This window comes from Polaribacter sp. Z022 (genome assembly GCF_023555495.1).
GTDB lineage: Bacteria > Bacteroidota > Bacteroidia > Flavobacteriales > Flavobacteriaceae > Polaribacter.
Genome location: NZ_JALCZO010000002.1, coordinates 222,372 through 238,636, shown reverse-complemented (window position 1 = coordinate 238,636; position 16,265 = coordinate 222,372). Strand labels below are relative to the sequence as shown.

8 protein-coding genes are annotated in these 16,265 nt (G+C 31.3%); 6 read left to right on the top strand and 2 right to left on the bottom strand.

All coding sequences use genetic code 11. The annotated features are described in order from the left end of the window. Window positions 1-747 carry a hypothetical protein gene (locus tag MPF13_RS04805; RefSeq protein WP_249981193.1) on the bottom strand — a complete coding sequence of 249 codons (747 nt, stop codon included), beginning with the start codon at window positions 745-747 and terminating at the stop codon, window positions 1-3. A gap of 116 nt (window positions 748-863) precedes the next feature. Between MPF13_RS04805 and MPF13_RS04800 the strand changes: the two genes are divergently transcribed. The 6 genes from MPF13_RS04800 (at window position 864) to MPF13_RS04775 (ending at window position 15,123) form a co-directional block, all read left to right on the top strand. Beyond that, a complete protein-coding gene (locus tag MPF13_RS04800; protein ID WP_249981192.1) occupies window positions 864-1,112 on the top strand; it encodes a helix-turn-helix domain-containing protein in 249 nt (82 codons plus the stop codon). Between the two features lie 119 nt (window positions 1,113-1,231). After that, the gene (locus MPF13_RS04795; RefSeq protein ID WP_249981191.1) at window positions 1,232-2,707 is read left to right on the top strand and encodes a recombinase family protein; all 1,476 of its coding nucleotides are present in this window, start codon (window positions 1,232-1,234) and stop codon (window positions 2,705-2,707) included. A 167-nt stretch (window positions 2,708-2,874) separates the two neighbouring features. Continuing rightward, window positions 2,875-9,327, top strand: coding sequence for a DUF8202 domain-containing protein (locus MPF13_RS04790; protein ID WP_249981190.1), 6,453 nt, complete (start codon window positions 2,875-2,877; stop codon window positions 9,325-9,327). 138 nt (window positions 9,328-9,465) lie between these two features. Further along, window positions 9,466-14,412, top strand: a complete 4,947-nt coding sequence (locus MPF13_RS04785) for a DUF8693 domain-containing protein (RefSeq protein WP_249981189.1) — start codon at window positions 9,466-9,468, stop codon at window positions 14,410-14,412. A gap of 34 nt (window positions 14,413-14,446) precedes the next feature. Continuing rightward, on the top strand, window positions 14,447-14,650 hold the full coding sequence (locus MPF13_RS04780; RefSeq protein WP_249981188.1) for an Fjoh_0651 family PID-CTERM protein: 204 nt from the start codon (window positions 14,447-14,449) through the stop codon (window positions 14,648-14,650). A gap of 26 nt (window positions 14,651-14,676) precedes the next feature. Then, window positions 14,677-15,123: a hypothetical protein gene (locus MPF13_RS04775; RefSeq protein ID WP_249981187.1), complete on the top strand. Its 447-nt coding sequence runs from the start codon at window positions 14,677-14,679 to the stop codon at window positions 15,121-15,123. 52 nt (window positions 15,124-15,175) lie between these two features. On the opposite strand, the gene leuB is transcribed toward MPF13_RS04775, so the two are convergent. Then, window positions 15,176-16,231, bottom strand: a complete 1,056-nt coding sequence (gene leuB, locus MPF13_RS04770; protein ID WP_249981186.1) for a 3-isopropylmalate dehydrogenase — start codon at window positions 16,229-16,231, stop codon at window positions 15,176-15,178. Between the last annotated feature and the right edge of the window lie 34 nt (window positions 16,232-16,265).

The following is a 16,265-nucleotide window of genomic DNA, read 5'->3' as shown; positions in this document are numbered from 1 at the left end:
TTAATTTTGTTTAGATTTTTGGATTTCTTTTTTAATCATTTTCATTTCATTCACATCAATATGTCTATAGGCAGTTTTAATAGCTTCTTGGTAGTATTCCTCAAGTGCTTTAGCTGTTGGATTATACACTCCTGTATCTTCTGACATTAATTGCCTTGGTGTTGGTTTCCCTGTCCATATCTTGTTTCCTTGAGCCATAATTTCTTTACGTGGAAGTGCTATGGTTTTCTTCCAAAATTTCTCTCCAGTAAAAGGGTCAGTAGCTTCAATGATAATATTACCAAAGTGATAGAATGTTCCTGAAACCTTGTAATGGTTAGGGGCGTTTTTACTAATCATTTGCGACCAGTTTGTTTGTTGTTTTAACGCTAAATTTCCCTCGTCTTTTAAACTAATTCTAATCTCTAGCGCTATATCAGAGTTCTTTTTATCTCCATACACCATTTCATCACGATTTTTAAAAGGTCCACGTAATGAAAAACCTTTAGCAATCAGCATTTCTTCAAAGTCATCTGCCATATTTTCTATAAACGTAGAGTAAGGTTGCACTCTCAAATTTGGGTTTTTGTCAGCAAAAACAGGATTTAAAAGTGCAATGGTAATATCAGCACTTCTTGGGTTGGCTCTGTCTTGTGGCGTGTAATCAAAATTCGGGTTATACCTAGGTACTTCTTTTTGTACTACTTTAGAACTTGAACCACAACTTGTAAGAACTACAAGACTTAAAATAAATAAGATTTTTTTCATAATGTTTTGTTTTTTATGTGTTAAAAGGCAAACATAACAAATAAATTTTAAAACCCAACATATATGTTGGGTTGTTTGTTTTCAAATACATCTATTTTTCTATAAATTTTAAGGAAATGAAAGTATTTGAGGGAGAAGAGTTTATAAGACTTACTGGAAAACAAGTCAAAAAATTTCGGAAAGAACAGAATATGACTCAATTAGATTTAGCAGTTAAATCTGATATGGAAGAAAATGCATTACAACGTATAGAAACGGGTCGTACAAATGCTACTTTGAAAACTCTTCTTAAAATTGTTAATGCACTTGGAATTCAATTTAAAGATTTATTTGATTTTCAAAAAAGTATTTATTCAGAAAAGTAATAAAATTACATTGTCTATCATTGATTTTAATATTAAAAAAGCATACTTTTCAATTACTTATATTTTTAGTGTTTGAAACATTTGTGTTACTTTAGACATTGAATGTCAATAAGTAAACAATGAAAAAAAGAGTTGGAGTGTGGATTCGAGTGTCTACCAAGTTACAGCAAAATTCAGACAGTCCTGAGCATCATTTACAAAAAGCGAAAATGTATGCAGATTTGAAAGAATGGGAAATTGCAGAAGAATATCATTTAGAAGCAGTAAGTGGAAAAAGTGTAATGGCACATCATGAAGCTCAACGAATGTTAAGAGATATTCAAAGTGGACATATACAAGGCCTAATCTTCTCTAAAATTGCCCGACTTGCAAGAAACGTAAAAGAACTATTAGAATTTTCAGATCATTTTCAAGAATACAATGCCGATTTGATTTCTTTACATGAATCTATTGATACAAGTTCTCCTTCAGGAAGATTCTTCTATACTATCATTTCAGCAATGAGCCAATGGGAAAGAGAAAACATTGTTGAACGTATCAATTCTTCTGTAGAAGTACGAGCCAAAATGGGAAAAGTAATGGGTGCTATTCCTTTTGGATATAAACGAGTAGGGAAAGAAGAAATGGAACTTGATGAAAAAGAAGCTCCAATCCGCAAGATGATGTATACGCTGTATTTAGAACATCAACGTTTTGGAACGGTTGCCAAAATTTTAAATGATAAAGGATACAGAACAAAACGAAATAGCCTGTTTTCAGGAATAACAATTAAGCGTTTACTTAAAGATCCAACAACTAAAGGAATAAGGAGGTCTCATCATACTAAAATTAATAAAGAAGGAAAAACTGAAATACGAGATAAAAAAGAATGGTATATACATAAAGCACCAAGAATTGTTTCTGATGAATTATGGGATGAAGTAAATTTATTAATTACCAAACAAGAAAAAGGAAGAACTCAACCACTTAATAGAAAGGTACATTTGTTTACAGGCTATTTGTTTTGTGAATGTGGTGGTAAAATGTATATCCCATCTGGGAATCCAAAATACACTTGTAAAAAATGCAAACGTAAAATTGGAATCGAAGATATTGAAGAAATCTTTAAAGAACAACTCACAGAATTTATCTTATCTAAAGAAGAAGTAAATAGATATTTTGATGGAACCCATACTGTCATAAATGAGAAAAAAGAAGAAATAAAAATTATTGAATCAAAGATTGAAAAGCTAGAAGTTAAAATTGAAAAAATATTTGAGCTACACGAAAAAGGACAGATTGAAACAGATCGTTTTAATGAGTTTTATGACAAACCAAATAGAGAAATAAAACGACTTAAAATGAAAATTCCAGAATTAGAAGGAGAGATATTTGCATTAAACGATCAATTTAAATCTAGTGGATATATTATAGAAGAAGCAAGATCATTATATGAAAACTGGAGTAAACTTACCAAAATACAAAAACGAAAAATTATAGAAATTATTACTGAAAAAATAATAGTTGGAGAACAAGAAATAGCTATAAACCTTAACTATATTCTACCCAAAACCACTTCTTTTAAAACGACTGCAAATGGGTTACATAAACTATAGACCATGTTAGTATAGATGGATTTAAAGTTATTTGTGATCCAGATGGTGATGGAATTTCAAATGAATTAGATTTAGATTCAGATGGTGATGGAATTCCTGATAATATCGAAGCCCAAGCTACTGCAGATTATGCCCCACCTTTTGGTTTAGATAATGATGGAGATGGTTTGGATAATGAATATGATGACACACCAAATGGATTAGCAGATGGTACTGATTCTTTAGGAATTTCACCAAATAACCATGACACTATAGATACACCAGATTATTTAGACACAGATTCTGATAATGATGGAACTTTAGATAGAATTGAAGCAAATTTATCATTAACTGGTAATAATGGTAATAATGGTTTAGACGCAAACTCAGAAAATTCAGATAATTACTCAGATGCTAATGGTAATTTTGATGATTCTCCTTATGGAGATTTTCCAAACAATAATGCTTTAGATGTACCAAATGATGTAGATTGGAGAGATTCTACAACCGTTTTTACAGATAATGACAATGATGGTGTGCCAGATTCTACAGATTTAGATGATGACAATGATGGTATTTTAGATACAGAAGAAAGTGGTGGTTTTGATCCTTTAGGTGATGATGATGGAGATTCAATTTTAAATTATTTAGATATTTCAGATGATGATGTTGGAGGCATATTAACAACAGATTATACAGATGCAAATGGAGATGGTTTTCCAGATATTTATCACGCAGATTCAGATGGTGTTCCTAATCATTTCGATTTAGATTCAGAAAATGATGGTATACCAGATAATATAGAAGCACAAACAACTATAGATTATATTCCACCAAATGGTCTTTTTGATGGAACTGGTGTAGACACTGCTTATTCAGGAGGATTAACTCCACAAGACACTGATAGTGATGGTGATAATGATTATTTAGAAACAGATTCTGATAACGATGGTATTTTAGATAATACTGAAGCTGGAATATCTTTAAGTGGAGATTTTGGTACAAATGGATTAGATAACAATTATGATAATGGAGATAATTATACTGATGTAAATGGAAGCTTTGACAATTCTCAAACCGATAATTTTCCAGATAATGATACTGATGTTTTTGGAGGTGGTGATGTAGATTATAGAGATAGTACTTTTTCTACAGATAATGACGGAGATGGAATTAAAGATGAAGTAGATTTAGATGATGATAATGACGGAATTTTAGACACAGATGAAATGGGAAGCTGTGTTTCTGGTCCTTTTACTGCAGAAATAGATTGGGATACCCTTTATCCTACTGGAGGTGCAAACTCAGATGATGGTGATGACCCAAATAATAGTCCTGTTTTTACTACAAATGCAGTAGAAGTAACTTTTTCAAGAACTTCTAATGTAAATAGTGATAGTGATTTTTTAGTAAATGATTTTACAGAAGCTACTAGTTCTTATAACTTAAGACAAAATGCATCTTTTGGTGCATCTTCAAGACATATTTTTAACTTTAGTAGTCCAATTTATGGTTTAGGCTTTACCCTTTACGATTTAAATATAGACGTAACTACAACTGCTATAGATGAAGTTCAAATAATAATAACCAAACAAGATGGTTCTACATATTTATTACAACCTGCAGATTACACAGTAGATGGAACCGTAAATGAATATAGTGGTTCAAATACTTTTACTGGTTTAACTACAGGTAATGGAAATGTTACAATAGATTTAATTCCAGAATACGTTATCAAGCTTCAAATTGTATACAATAATGCTGGTTCAGGACAAAATGGAGATTTTAACAATTTAGCAATAGGAAATTTAAATTTCTGCACTCCATTAGATTCGGATGGTGATGGTGTTTTCGATTTTAAAGATTTAGATGCAGACAATGACGGAATTCCAGATAACATAGAAGCACAAACAACTGCAGATTATATTCAACCTTCAGGTAGTTACAATATTTTTGGAATTGACTTAGCATATGATACTGGCTTAACAGTGGTAAATACAGATGGTGATGCAAACCCAGACTATTTAGATTTAGATTCAGATGGAGATTTAACTAATGATATTGATGAAGGAATTATTAATGAATCGCTTCCTGCAAATTCTGGAGGAAGGTTTACAGGAGAAGTAGGTACAAACGGTTTATTAGATGCTTTAGAAGATGCAGATACAGACCAAGGTTATACAGATGTTAACGGTATTCATGTAGAACCAAAAACAGATGGTTTTTTAAATGATGCTTCTGATAGTGATGTTTTAATAGGTGGAGATTTAGACTACAGAGATGCTTTAGTTGGTATTGACACAGATGATGATGGCATTGTAAATGCAACAGATATTGATGATGATAATGATGGTATTTTAGACACTGTAGAAAGTGCTGGTTTTGATCCTTTAGGTGATGAAGATAATGATGGTACTTTAAACTATTTAGATATTTCAGATGATGGTAGTGGTGGTCCTGGTGGTAGTTCAGATTATACAGATGATAATTCTGATGGTTATCCAGATGTGTATCATGCAGATTCAGATGGCGTACCAAATCATTTAGATATAGATGCAGATAATGATGGAATACCAGACAATGTAGAAGCACAAAATACAAGAACAACAGGTGCAGGTACGTTATACATTGCTCCTACAGGAATTGTTGGCACAAACGGTTTTGACAACGCATATGAAACTGCATTAGACAATGGAGTTTCAATATTTACACCTGTAAATACTGATGCTACTCACCCAACAGAATCAGATTTAACTCCAGATTATTTAGATACAGATTCTGATGGAGATTTAATACCAGACATTCAAGAAAATGGAGATTCAGACAACGCAATAAGTGGTACAGATACAGATGGAGATGGTTTAGATGACAACTTTGAAGGTGTAGACAATAACGATGGTTATGACGTAAATGATGAAATTGACATTCCACAAGCAGATTTACCAGACGAAGATTCTGATGTAGCAACACAAGATGTAGATTATAGAGATACCACTACTGGAACTATTACCCCTGGAAGTGCAGGTAATATTCTGTGGTTAAGAGCAGACAGAGATGTTACTGACAATGCTGGTGATGGACAAGAAGTAACTTCTTGGATAGACCAAACCAATGCTTTTAATGCTACTTCACCTTCAGGTACAGCTCCAGATAAAATGGATGTAGGTCTAAACTTTAACCCTGTTTTAGATTTTGATGACGCTAATAGTGAAGATTTAAACATCATTGGTGGTATTCTAGGTAGTGGATCTACTTACGATAATTTATGGACATATGTAGTTACAAATCCTAACACTCATAAAAACTCTTTTATTTTTGTTGAAGCAGTATCAGGTTCAAGTCTTAATTTTCACGTTAAAATAAGTAATGATGCACCCAATGACCCACTTGTTTGGAGACAACGCTTTGGGGCATCTGGAACAATTTTTCAAGTAGACAATCCACCAAACTTCTTAAATAATTATTCATTATACACTTTCGGAACTTCAACTTCTACTAGTACTCCAACAGGTTTTGAACAAGCTAATCATCAATTAGGAGGTGTTATAAATACTACAAGTGGTAATACTATAGTAACCATAACTGGTGATGGTAATAATATGGGAATTGGTAGTAATGCTGGAGGTTCTAACAGATACTGGGATGGTCAAATAGCAGAAATAATGGTTTTTAATGAAACACCTACTGCTGCAAAACAACAACAAATAGAAAGCTATTTAGCAATAAAATATGGATTTACATTAAGCGCTATTTCCTACAGTGGAGATATCGTAGAAGGAGATTATGTTTTAGCTGATCAAACCACCAAAGTTTGGGATTATACTGCTAATAGTGCTTACCATAATGATGTTGCAGGTATTGGTAGAGACGATGCTATGGATTTTGCTCAATATCAATCTAAATCTGTAGGTGTTTCATCAGATGCAATTATTACAATCGGTTTAACTGCAATAGCAGACTCAAACGTTAACAATGTAAACTTTGCTACAGGATTTGATTCTAATAAAGATTTCTTAATGTGGGGTAATGATGATGGAAGTTTATTAAATGCTGATGTTACAGAAACAGAATTAATTTGTGCACCAGAAAAAACATTAGAACGAAAGTGGAAAATTGTTGAAAATGGTAGTGTAGGTTCTGTAGAAATAACAGCTACAAAATCTGATTTAGATCTTGCATTAAATACAGATTTTACTATAAAAGTTTTAAAAGTTGCAGATGATGCTGCTTTTACTACGAATGTAAAATATGCGCCATTAAAAGAAGATGGAACTGTATACACTACAGAATTTGATTTTAATGGAACTAAATATTTTACTTTCAGTGAAATAAATGGAATTTTTTGGAATGGTGGTGCAACTTTAGAAGCAGATAGATGGTTAGGAGGATATAACTCAGGTAAACCTACAACTAATCCAGCAGACTTAGATAAAGTTATGGTTATAGATGCTCAAGGCACTGATAATCATCCAACTTTAACAGAAGATGCTATTGTAGAGTGTGTTTGGATAAAATCTGGCTCTAAGTTAATGGTTGCTGATAATAAATACTTAGAATTTGATGAAGACTTTATTTTAGATGGAGAAATCAGATTAATTGACAATGGTCAATTAATTCAAACTCACTCAGGAGCTTCAAATGTTCAAGGAAATGGAAAATTGTATAGAGATCAAGCTGCTAAAGTACCAAGTATTTATAGATATCACTATTGGTCATCTCCTGTTAGAGAATTAAATTTAGATTCATTTAGAGTTGGTGAAGTAATGAAAGATGGAACTAATGCAACATCAGAAACATCAACAATAACAGAAATAAATTGGGTAGCTGGTTATGATGGTGCAATTGAAACTCCTATAGAAATTGCTCCATATTGGATTTATTCATATTTAAATGGAACCACTCAATCAGATTGGGCACAAAAATTTGAAACAGGTGTCATAGAAAGAGGACAAGGTTACACTATGAAAAGTACTGGAAAAACACTTCAAAATTTTACTTTTGTAGGTACTCCTAATGACGGTTCTATAACTTTTAATTTTATAGCAGATAAAAATGCTGAAAGTTTATTAGGTAACCCTTATCCAAGTGCTTTAGATGCTGTAGATTTTATTGGTACTAATTTAAGTGCCATTGATGGTACATTGTATTTCTGGGAACACACAGGTGAAGATGATTCTATTGCAACTGCAACTGAAGGGCATAATTTAAGAGGTTATCAAGGAGGCTATTCTCAAAGAAATATTTCTATGGGGATTGCAGCAAATAGTATTCCTGCAGAAAACTCTTATACTTTTGATTTTGAAGACGCTACTGATAATGCATCGAATATTACTCAAACTGTAGAAGGTACAACTATTACGTATTCTACTACAAATTCAAAACAAAACCTAAATACCTCTGAAGATGAAGCTGCTAATACTACTGGTAATTATTTAGATTCAGATGATGATATTGATGCATCTTTTACATCAACTTTTACCTTTGATAAAGATATAAATGTACAGAGTATTTATATCGCAAAAAAAGGAGCAGGTACATTAAATTTAACTTTTAGTACACCAGATGGAGCTAGTAATGATAATGTATTAAAAACACTAACTGATACTGATGGTGTTAAAGTAAATCTATTTTGGTCTGAAATAGCTTCTTTTACAATTACAGGAGACGTGCCCCTTAACTTAATTATAGATGACATTATATTTACAGAAGGTGGAAATATTACAGTTGGGCAAGGTGATTATCATGCTCCAAATAGATATATTGCTGTAGGACAAGGGTTCTTTGTTGCTTCTTCTGCAACAGGTGGTACTGTTAGATTTGAAAATTCGATGAGAAATTTTGAAACAGATGAATACGATGGTAATGATGGAGATGGAACAGGTACGTATTTTTATAAAGGAAATAATATAAAGACTAATGAAAAAGATCAGTATGATTTATTGCCAATTTTAAAATTAGGTTTTAATCACTTAGGATCTAACAATATTGATTTACATAGGCAAATTGGAATTTCATTTAGAAACACAAACTCATTTAAATATGACAATGGATATGATAGTGAAGTTTATGATATTGGATCTACAGATATTTACTGGCACTTCCCTAAATATTCAGATAAAAAACTAATTATTGCTGGAGTAAAAGAAATAAGTGATCGTTTAGAAGTACCATTAACAATTAAAATAGGACGTTCTAAACCAATTTCTATTGAAATAGATGCAATAAAAAATATTGATAGAGATATTTTTATTGAAGACAAACTATTAAATATGTTCTATCCACTTTCTAAAGAAACACCTATTATTTTAGATTTAGAAAAAGGAACTTATTCAGATAGATTTTATTTAACTTTTAACAATAAAGGAAATTCAACCTTAAATACAGAAGAAAATATTTTAAACACAAAACTTGCTGTTTTTATGAATAATAAAGACAATGAAATCACTATTCAAAATTTAAATAATTTAATTATTAATAAATTAGAACTATTTAACATTTTAGGTAAAAGAATTAATGTTTGGAATGATTTAAAAAATGAAAGTCAATATAAGTTTAAAGTTCAAGAATTATCTTCTTCAATTTATGTTATAAAAATTTCAACAGAAAAAGGTGTACTCACAAAAAAAATAATTATAGATTAATCTAAATAAAAAAAGAGCAGTTTAACTGCTCTTTTTTTATTTTTCTATTTACACAAACATATTGATATTTTTTAATTAAAAATAATTTAATATATTTACATCGTTTAAAAGACTATCTAGTTTTTTAATAACCCCTAAATGAATTACTTAATGACCCCTAAATCTATAAGTAAATGGCATTTATTGTCATTTTTTTTGTTTACCATACTAACGAATAGTTTTTCTCAAACTACAATTTTTGAAGAAAATTTTTCTACAGCTACAGGAAATACCCCACCAACTGGTTGGACTAATACTAATAACCCTGGAGGAAATGCTTCACAAATTTGGGATTTTAGCGATACAAACCCAAGTGTAACAGGTGGTGGTTTTAGCGGAACTTATGCAATTTTAGATAGTGATGGATATGGTAATGGTAATACTCAAAACACAACTTTAACATCGGTTTCCTTTGATGCAAGTTCATACACAGATCTTACTTTAAGTTTTAGTAATTATTTTAGGTTTTATGCCTCTGGAGAAAGTGGAACAATAGAAGTTTTTAACGGTTCTAGTTGGGTAAATGTAGATACATATACATCAAATACAAATTATCCTACTGCTGCTGAAAGAAGTTATGATATTAGTGCATTAGCTAATGGAGCTACAAATGCTCGAGTTAGATTTACCTATATAGGTTCTTATGGTTACTATTGGGCTATAGATAATGTTACAGTTACTGGTACTTCAGGTACACCTGTAAATACTTTAGGTTACAGTTTTGAGAATACTTTAGATGGATGGACTAATGCAGGGGGTGATGATTTTAATTGGACTAATGATTCTAATGGAACCCCATCTAATGGTACAGGACCTAGCAATGCTTCTGAAGGTTCTTATTATATGTATATTGAAACTTCTGGTGGCTCAAATGGAGATACTGCACATTTAGAAAAAGAATTCGATTTTACTGGAGAAATTAATGCCGAATTAGAATTTGATTACCATATGTATTCAGCAAATTCTAATTCAAACATGGGTACTTTAAATGTAATAATTATTAGCAACAGTGGTGCAACACTAACAAATGTATTCTCAATAGCAGGTAACCAAGGTAATTCTTGGCATACTGAAACAATAGATTTAAGCGCTTATGATGGTCAAACAATTACAATTCGTTTCGAAGGTATAAGAGCTAATAGTTGGCAATCTGATGTTTCTATAGATAATGTAATTATCTCTAGTACTACTGATAATTCTGGTATACCTATTACAGTAACTGCTAACCCTCATTCAAAAGAGGTTGGAGATGCAGATCCTACTCTAACATATTCTATTACTTCTGGAAGTTTAGAACCTGGAGACACTTTATCAGGTACTTTATCTAGAGATTCTGGTGAAACAGTTGGAACTTATAATATTAATAAAGGTACATTAGCAAATCCTGCTTATAGCATAACATTTGTTTCTGCTATCTTTACTATTACAGATAAAGATACAGATGGAGATGGATATCCTGACACTGTAGATATAGATGATGACAATGATGGAATTTTAGATACTGACGAAAATTGTATTATTCCTGGAGCAGTTAATCCACAAGGAGACCAAATTGCATACACAAATAATGGTTTCGAAATTTTTACAATAGGAAACAACACAAACAATGGTCTTGGTTATCAAGAATCTGGTTTTCAACAAGCGGCTTTCAATAAAGGACTAACATTAACTGTTTTAAATGGTTCAAATGATTTTAGCTCACTTCCTGCAGCTCCTGGTACAGATGGTAGTGCTGGTACAACTACAGGAACATTTTCTAATGGAACTTTAGTTTTTACAACAACTGCTGCAAATCCTACCACCAGAAGAAATCAATTTAGAAGAACTACGGGTTCTGAGTTTAGATCTGGAACTTCTGGAGATGCTATTTATGTAAAACCGTCAATTAATTTAGTTGCTGGTGAAGTTTATACAGTAGACATAGATTTTACAACTGCTGTACATGCTTTTAGTTTTGATTTAATTGATATTTTAGATACATTTAATGATGCTCCTTCAGCATTAATTAAATATGAAGTTTTTGCTGATGGTAATTTAGTAGCTTACTTCGAATCTAATTTTCTTGGAAATGATGCTACAGCAGTTGTAGACATTTATGATGCAAATGATGTAAGTCAAGGAACAATGATGATTGGTAACAATGTAGAAACATCTATTGGTTTTATTACAGCTACTGCTGTTTCTAATGTATCTGTAGTTCATAGTGTTGTTTCTGGTTCTATTGCTAATGATAGAGCAGATTTACATGGAATGGATAATTTTGTTTGGAGCACACAACCTCAATCTTGTTTTGCAGATGATTTAGATTTTGATGGTGATGGATTAACTAATGATAAAGATCTAGATTCAGATAATGATGGAATTCCAGACAATATAGAAGCACAAACAACAATAGATTATATAGCTCCTAATTATGTTTATACTTCAAGCGGATTAGATACAGCATATGGTTCTGGTTTATCAACAGTAAATACTGACGGTCTTGGTAATGGCGACTATACAGATTTAGATTCTGATAATGATGGATTATGGGATACTGATGAGGTAGGATTGTCTATTGATAGTGATGGAGATGGTAAAACAAATGGAACTGTTGGTGAAAATGGTATAGACAATACCTTAACTTCAGATAACTTTATAGATATAAACGCACATATAGATGACCCCACTTTATTAAATGATGCAGATAATGATGCTTTAACCATTGGAGATGTAGATTACAGAGATACTCACCTTTCTGGTACACCTATGATTACACAAATTCATCAAACTAGTTCTAACAAAACAATAGAACTTACAAATGTTCATCCAACAAATACAATATTAGCCAACAGTGTAAAGTTTTCACTTTTTACTGATAATGTCGGTAATCTAACAGATGTTACTCCTAATGAAGTTTATATTATTCCAACAGATTTAGCTCCAGGAGAAACAATTTTAATATCAAATACAAATATTATTAATATTGCAGATGGTAATGATGTTTTATTATTAACACACCCAAAAGGTTTGTCTAATGATGATGCATGGAAACATAGATACGAAACAACAAGTAACATCACTAATAACACATCATATGTAAGATCTGATGAAGTTTTAACAACAAACGAAGACTATACTGTTACAGAGTGGATTGCTTTTGTAGATGATAATTTAGACCCCTATAAAGATTTAGCAGAAGGAGGTCCAGAAAGGCACCCTCATGCTCCTCTTTTATCAGAAATTACTGGTGCTAATGTAGAATCTAATATGGCATTAGGTAAACACAGACTTAATCCAACAAATAGAACAGCTGGTAATTGGGATAATGGTGTACCCGATATTACAAGACGTGTAATTATTAATGAAAACTATGTTGTTTCTGATGTTTTAAGCGCTAGAAACTTAACAATAAACAGTGGTAATAAATTAACTATTACTGATAATTTCTTACGAATTTCAGATGACTTAACACTTACTGATGCTTCAAGTGAATTACGATTAGCAGGAACTTCACAATTAATTCAAATTCATACTGCCTCAGGAAAAATATCTGGAGGAGGTAAATTATTTGTAGATCAAAACTCAACTCAAGCAAGCATTTATAGATATAATTATATGAGTTCTCCTGTAGGAGGAGGATCTTTTACAGTTGCAAGTGTCTTAAAAGACGGTACAAACCCAACATCTTCAACTTCTAACCCTTCAGATATAGATTTTGTTGGTGGTTATGATGGTGCACCAGACTTTCCAATTAAAATTGCTGAACACTGGATTTACAGTTATGCAAGTGCAGATGGTTCATATTCTAATTGGATTCAAAAAGGAAGTACTGGACCAATACCATCTACTGATGGATTTTTAATGAAAGGCCCAGGAGTTCCTCAAAATTATACGTTTGTAGGAACTCCTAATGATGGAGAATTAATAACTTCAATAGGGTCTGAACAAACCTATTTAATAGGTAACCCTTACCCTTCTGCAATAAGTGCAAAAAAATTTATTGAAGACAATATTAACTCAATAACAGGTACTTTATATTTTTGGCAACATGTTGGTGAAGATGATACATCTAGTACTGCAGATGCTGGTCATTATTATAATGGCTATATAGGTGGTTATTCTGCAAGAGGAATTGATATGGGTATAGCTGCACAAAATGTTGCTAGTAATAATGATGCTTCTTTACCAGATTTAGGTGATGGAGAATATACAGAACCTGCAAATTACATTCCAATTGCTCAAGGTTTTATAATAAACGGAACTGTAGCTGGGGGTAATGTTGTTTTTAATAATAGTCAAAGAGAATTTGTTACTGAAGGTGCAAACTCAATTTTCTTTAAATCGAAAAAAGAAAAAATTAAAAACCCTCCAATTATTAAAATTGGAATGAATTATACTGCTTCAGATAATCGTAAAATGCATCGTCAAATAGGAATTTCATTTAATAAAAACAATTCATTTGCTTATGAACCAGGATATGATAGTCAAATATTTGATTTATCTAGTTCAGATATGTATTGGAAGTTCCCAGGTTATGAAGAAAAATATGTAATTGCAGGAATTGGTGAAATAAATTCAAAATTAAAGATACCTTTAGAAATAATACTTGATAAAAATGATGAAATTTCTATTGAAGTAGATGAATGGAATTTACAAAATCAAAGACTGTATTTATATGACAATTTACTACATAAATTTTATCCTTTACACGAAGATAAAGTAATATTAAACTTACAAAAAGGGAGTTATTCTGAAAGGTTCTATTTAACTTTTTCAAAAAAACAAGAACAGATATTAAACACCAATGATGCTTTTTTAAATAACAACTTAGCTATTTATTATGACAACATTTTAAAAGAAATAAATATTAATATCAGTAACAATTTAATAGTAACCAAAGTAGAATTGTACTCTATTTTAGGTCAAAAAATTAACACATGGAATTTTAAAAATCAAAATGAAAGTGAATTAAATTTAAAAATTAACTCAATATCAAAATCAATATACATTTGTAAAATAACAACAGATAAAGGAAAAATATCAAAGAAAATAATAATAAAATAAAGTAATAATAACCCCTAACACCCCTAATCCCCTAATGATTACTTTTATATTACCGAAGATAAACTCTTCGAGCCCACCTCCTGTACCTGGAGGTTTAGGAGGCCCAGGACCACCTGGACTTCCAATAGATAATGGACTAATACTACTGTTTTTTATGGCAATAGCTTTAGGAACGTATATGTACTATAAAAAAGTACAGAAAAAAGAAAAAGTAAATGCGAAAAACTCTCTTTATTAGAGAGTTTTTTTATTTTTACTAAAAAAATGAAAAAATCAATCATCTATTTATTATTTATTAGCTTATTCTTAACTAATTGCAAAAATGATTGCAATAAACTATGTTTTACGCCACCAGAACCTTTTCAATTTGAAATAGTAGATGCTAAAACTGGTATAAATGTATTTACTAATAATACTTATGAAAGCAGATATATTAAAGTAGTAAATCTTAAAGATGGAAGTAGAGTTGATTATAATTTTATTTCTGAAAACAATTACAATGTTTTAACAATAAACACAATAGGTTGGGAAACAGAAATTGTAAACTATTCTATTCAAATTGATGATAATGAAATATTTACGCTTTATGTTGATGCAGAATTTCTGAGTGAAAACTGCTGTTCTTTTTCACGATATAATGAAATTAAGATTGAAAATGCTCAATATAATTACGATAAAGAAAAAGGACTTTACACAATATTTATAAATTAAAAAAAAGCGCTCTAAAGAGCGCTTTTAAATATATTAAACTAGATTAAAAATTCTAGATATTTTCTGCTAACCAATCTCCTACTTCAGAAGTTCCATAAGCTTTTCCACCATCTGCTAAATCTTCAGTAACAATACCTTTAGCTAAAGCAATATTTACTACATTTCTAATTGCTTTTCCTTCTTCTTGTAAACCAAAGTTTTCAAACATCATTGCTGCAGATAATACAGTAGCCATTGGATTTGCAATATTTAAACCTGTAGCTTGTGGGTAAGACCCGTGTATTGGCTCAAACAAACCAATATCAGAACCTAAAGAAGCACTTGGCATTAATCCCATAGAACCAGAAATTACAGAAGCTTCATCAGTTAAAATATCTCCAAATAAGTTTTCAGTAATTAATACATCATAACTATTAGGCCATTGTACTAATCGCATTGCAACTGCATCTACAAATTCATAAGCTACCTCAACCTCTGGATAATCTTTTTCCATTGCTTGTACAGTTTCTCTCCAAAGTCTAGAAGTTTCTAATACATTAGCTTTATCTACACAACATAATTTCTTACCACGTGTCATTGCTAACTCAAAACCTTTTTTTGCTAAACGCTGAACTTCTGCTCTAGTATAAACACAGTTATCAAAAGCTGTTTCACCTTCATCTCTTCTACCCTTTTCACCAAAGTAAATTCCTCCAGTTAATTCACGTAAAAAAACCAAATCTGTTCCTTCAATACGTTCTCTTTTTAAAGGTGATTTATCTAACAAAGAAGGAAAAGTAAACGTTGGTCTTACATTTGCAAATAAACCTAACTTTTTACGCATTTTTAACAATCCTTGTTCTGGACGAACTTTTGCTGAAGGATCATTATCAAACCTTGGATGCCCAATTGCACCAAATAAAACAGCATCTGAAGAAGCACAAATTTCATGTGTTTCATCTGGATAAGGCTCTCCTACTGCATCAATAGCTGCAGCACCAGTTAAAGCTGGTCTCCAATTAATTTCATGATTGAATTTCTTTGCAATTGCATCAGAAACTTTTACTGCTTGGTCAATTACTTCAGGACCAATTCCATCTCCTGCTAATAATGCGATATTTAATTTCATATTTTTAAGCTTTTGGCTGTTTGCTATTGGCAAT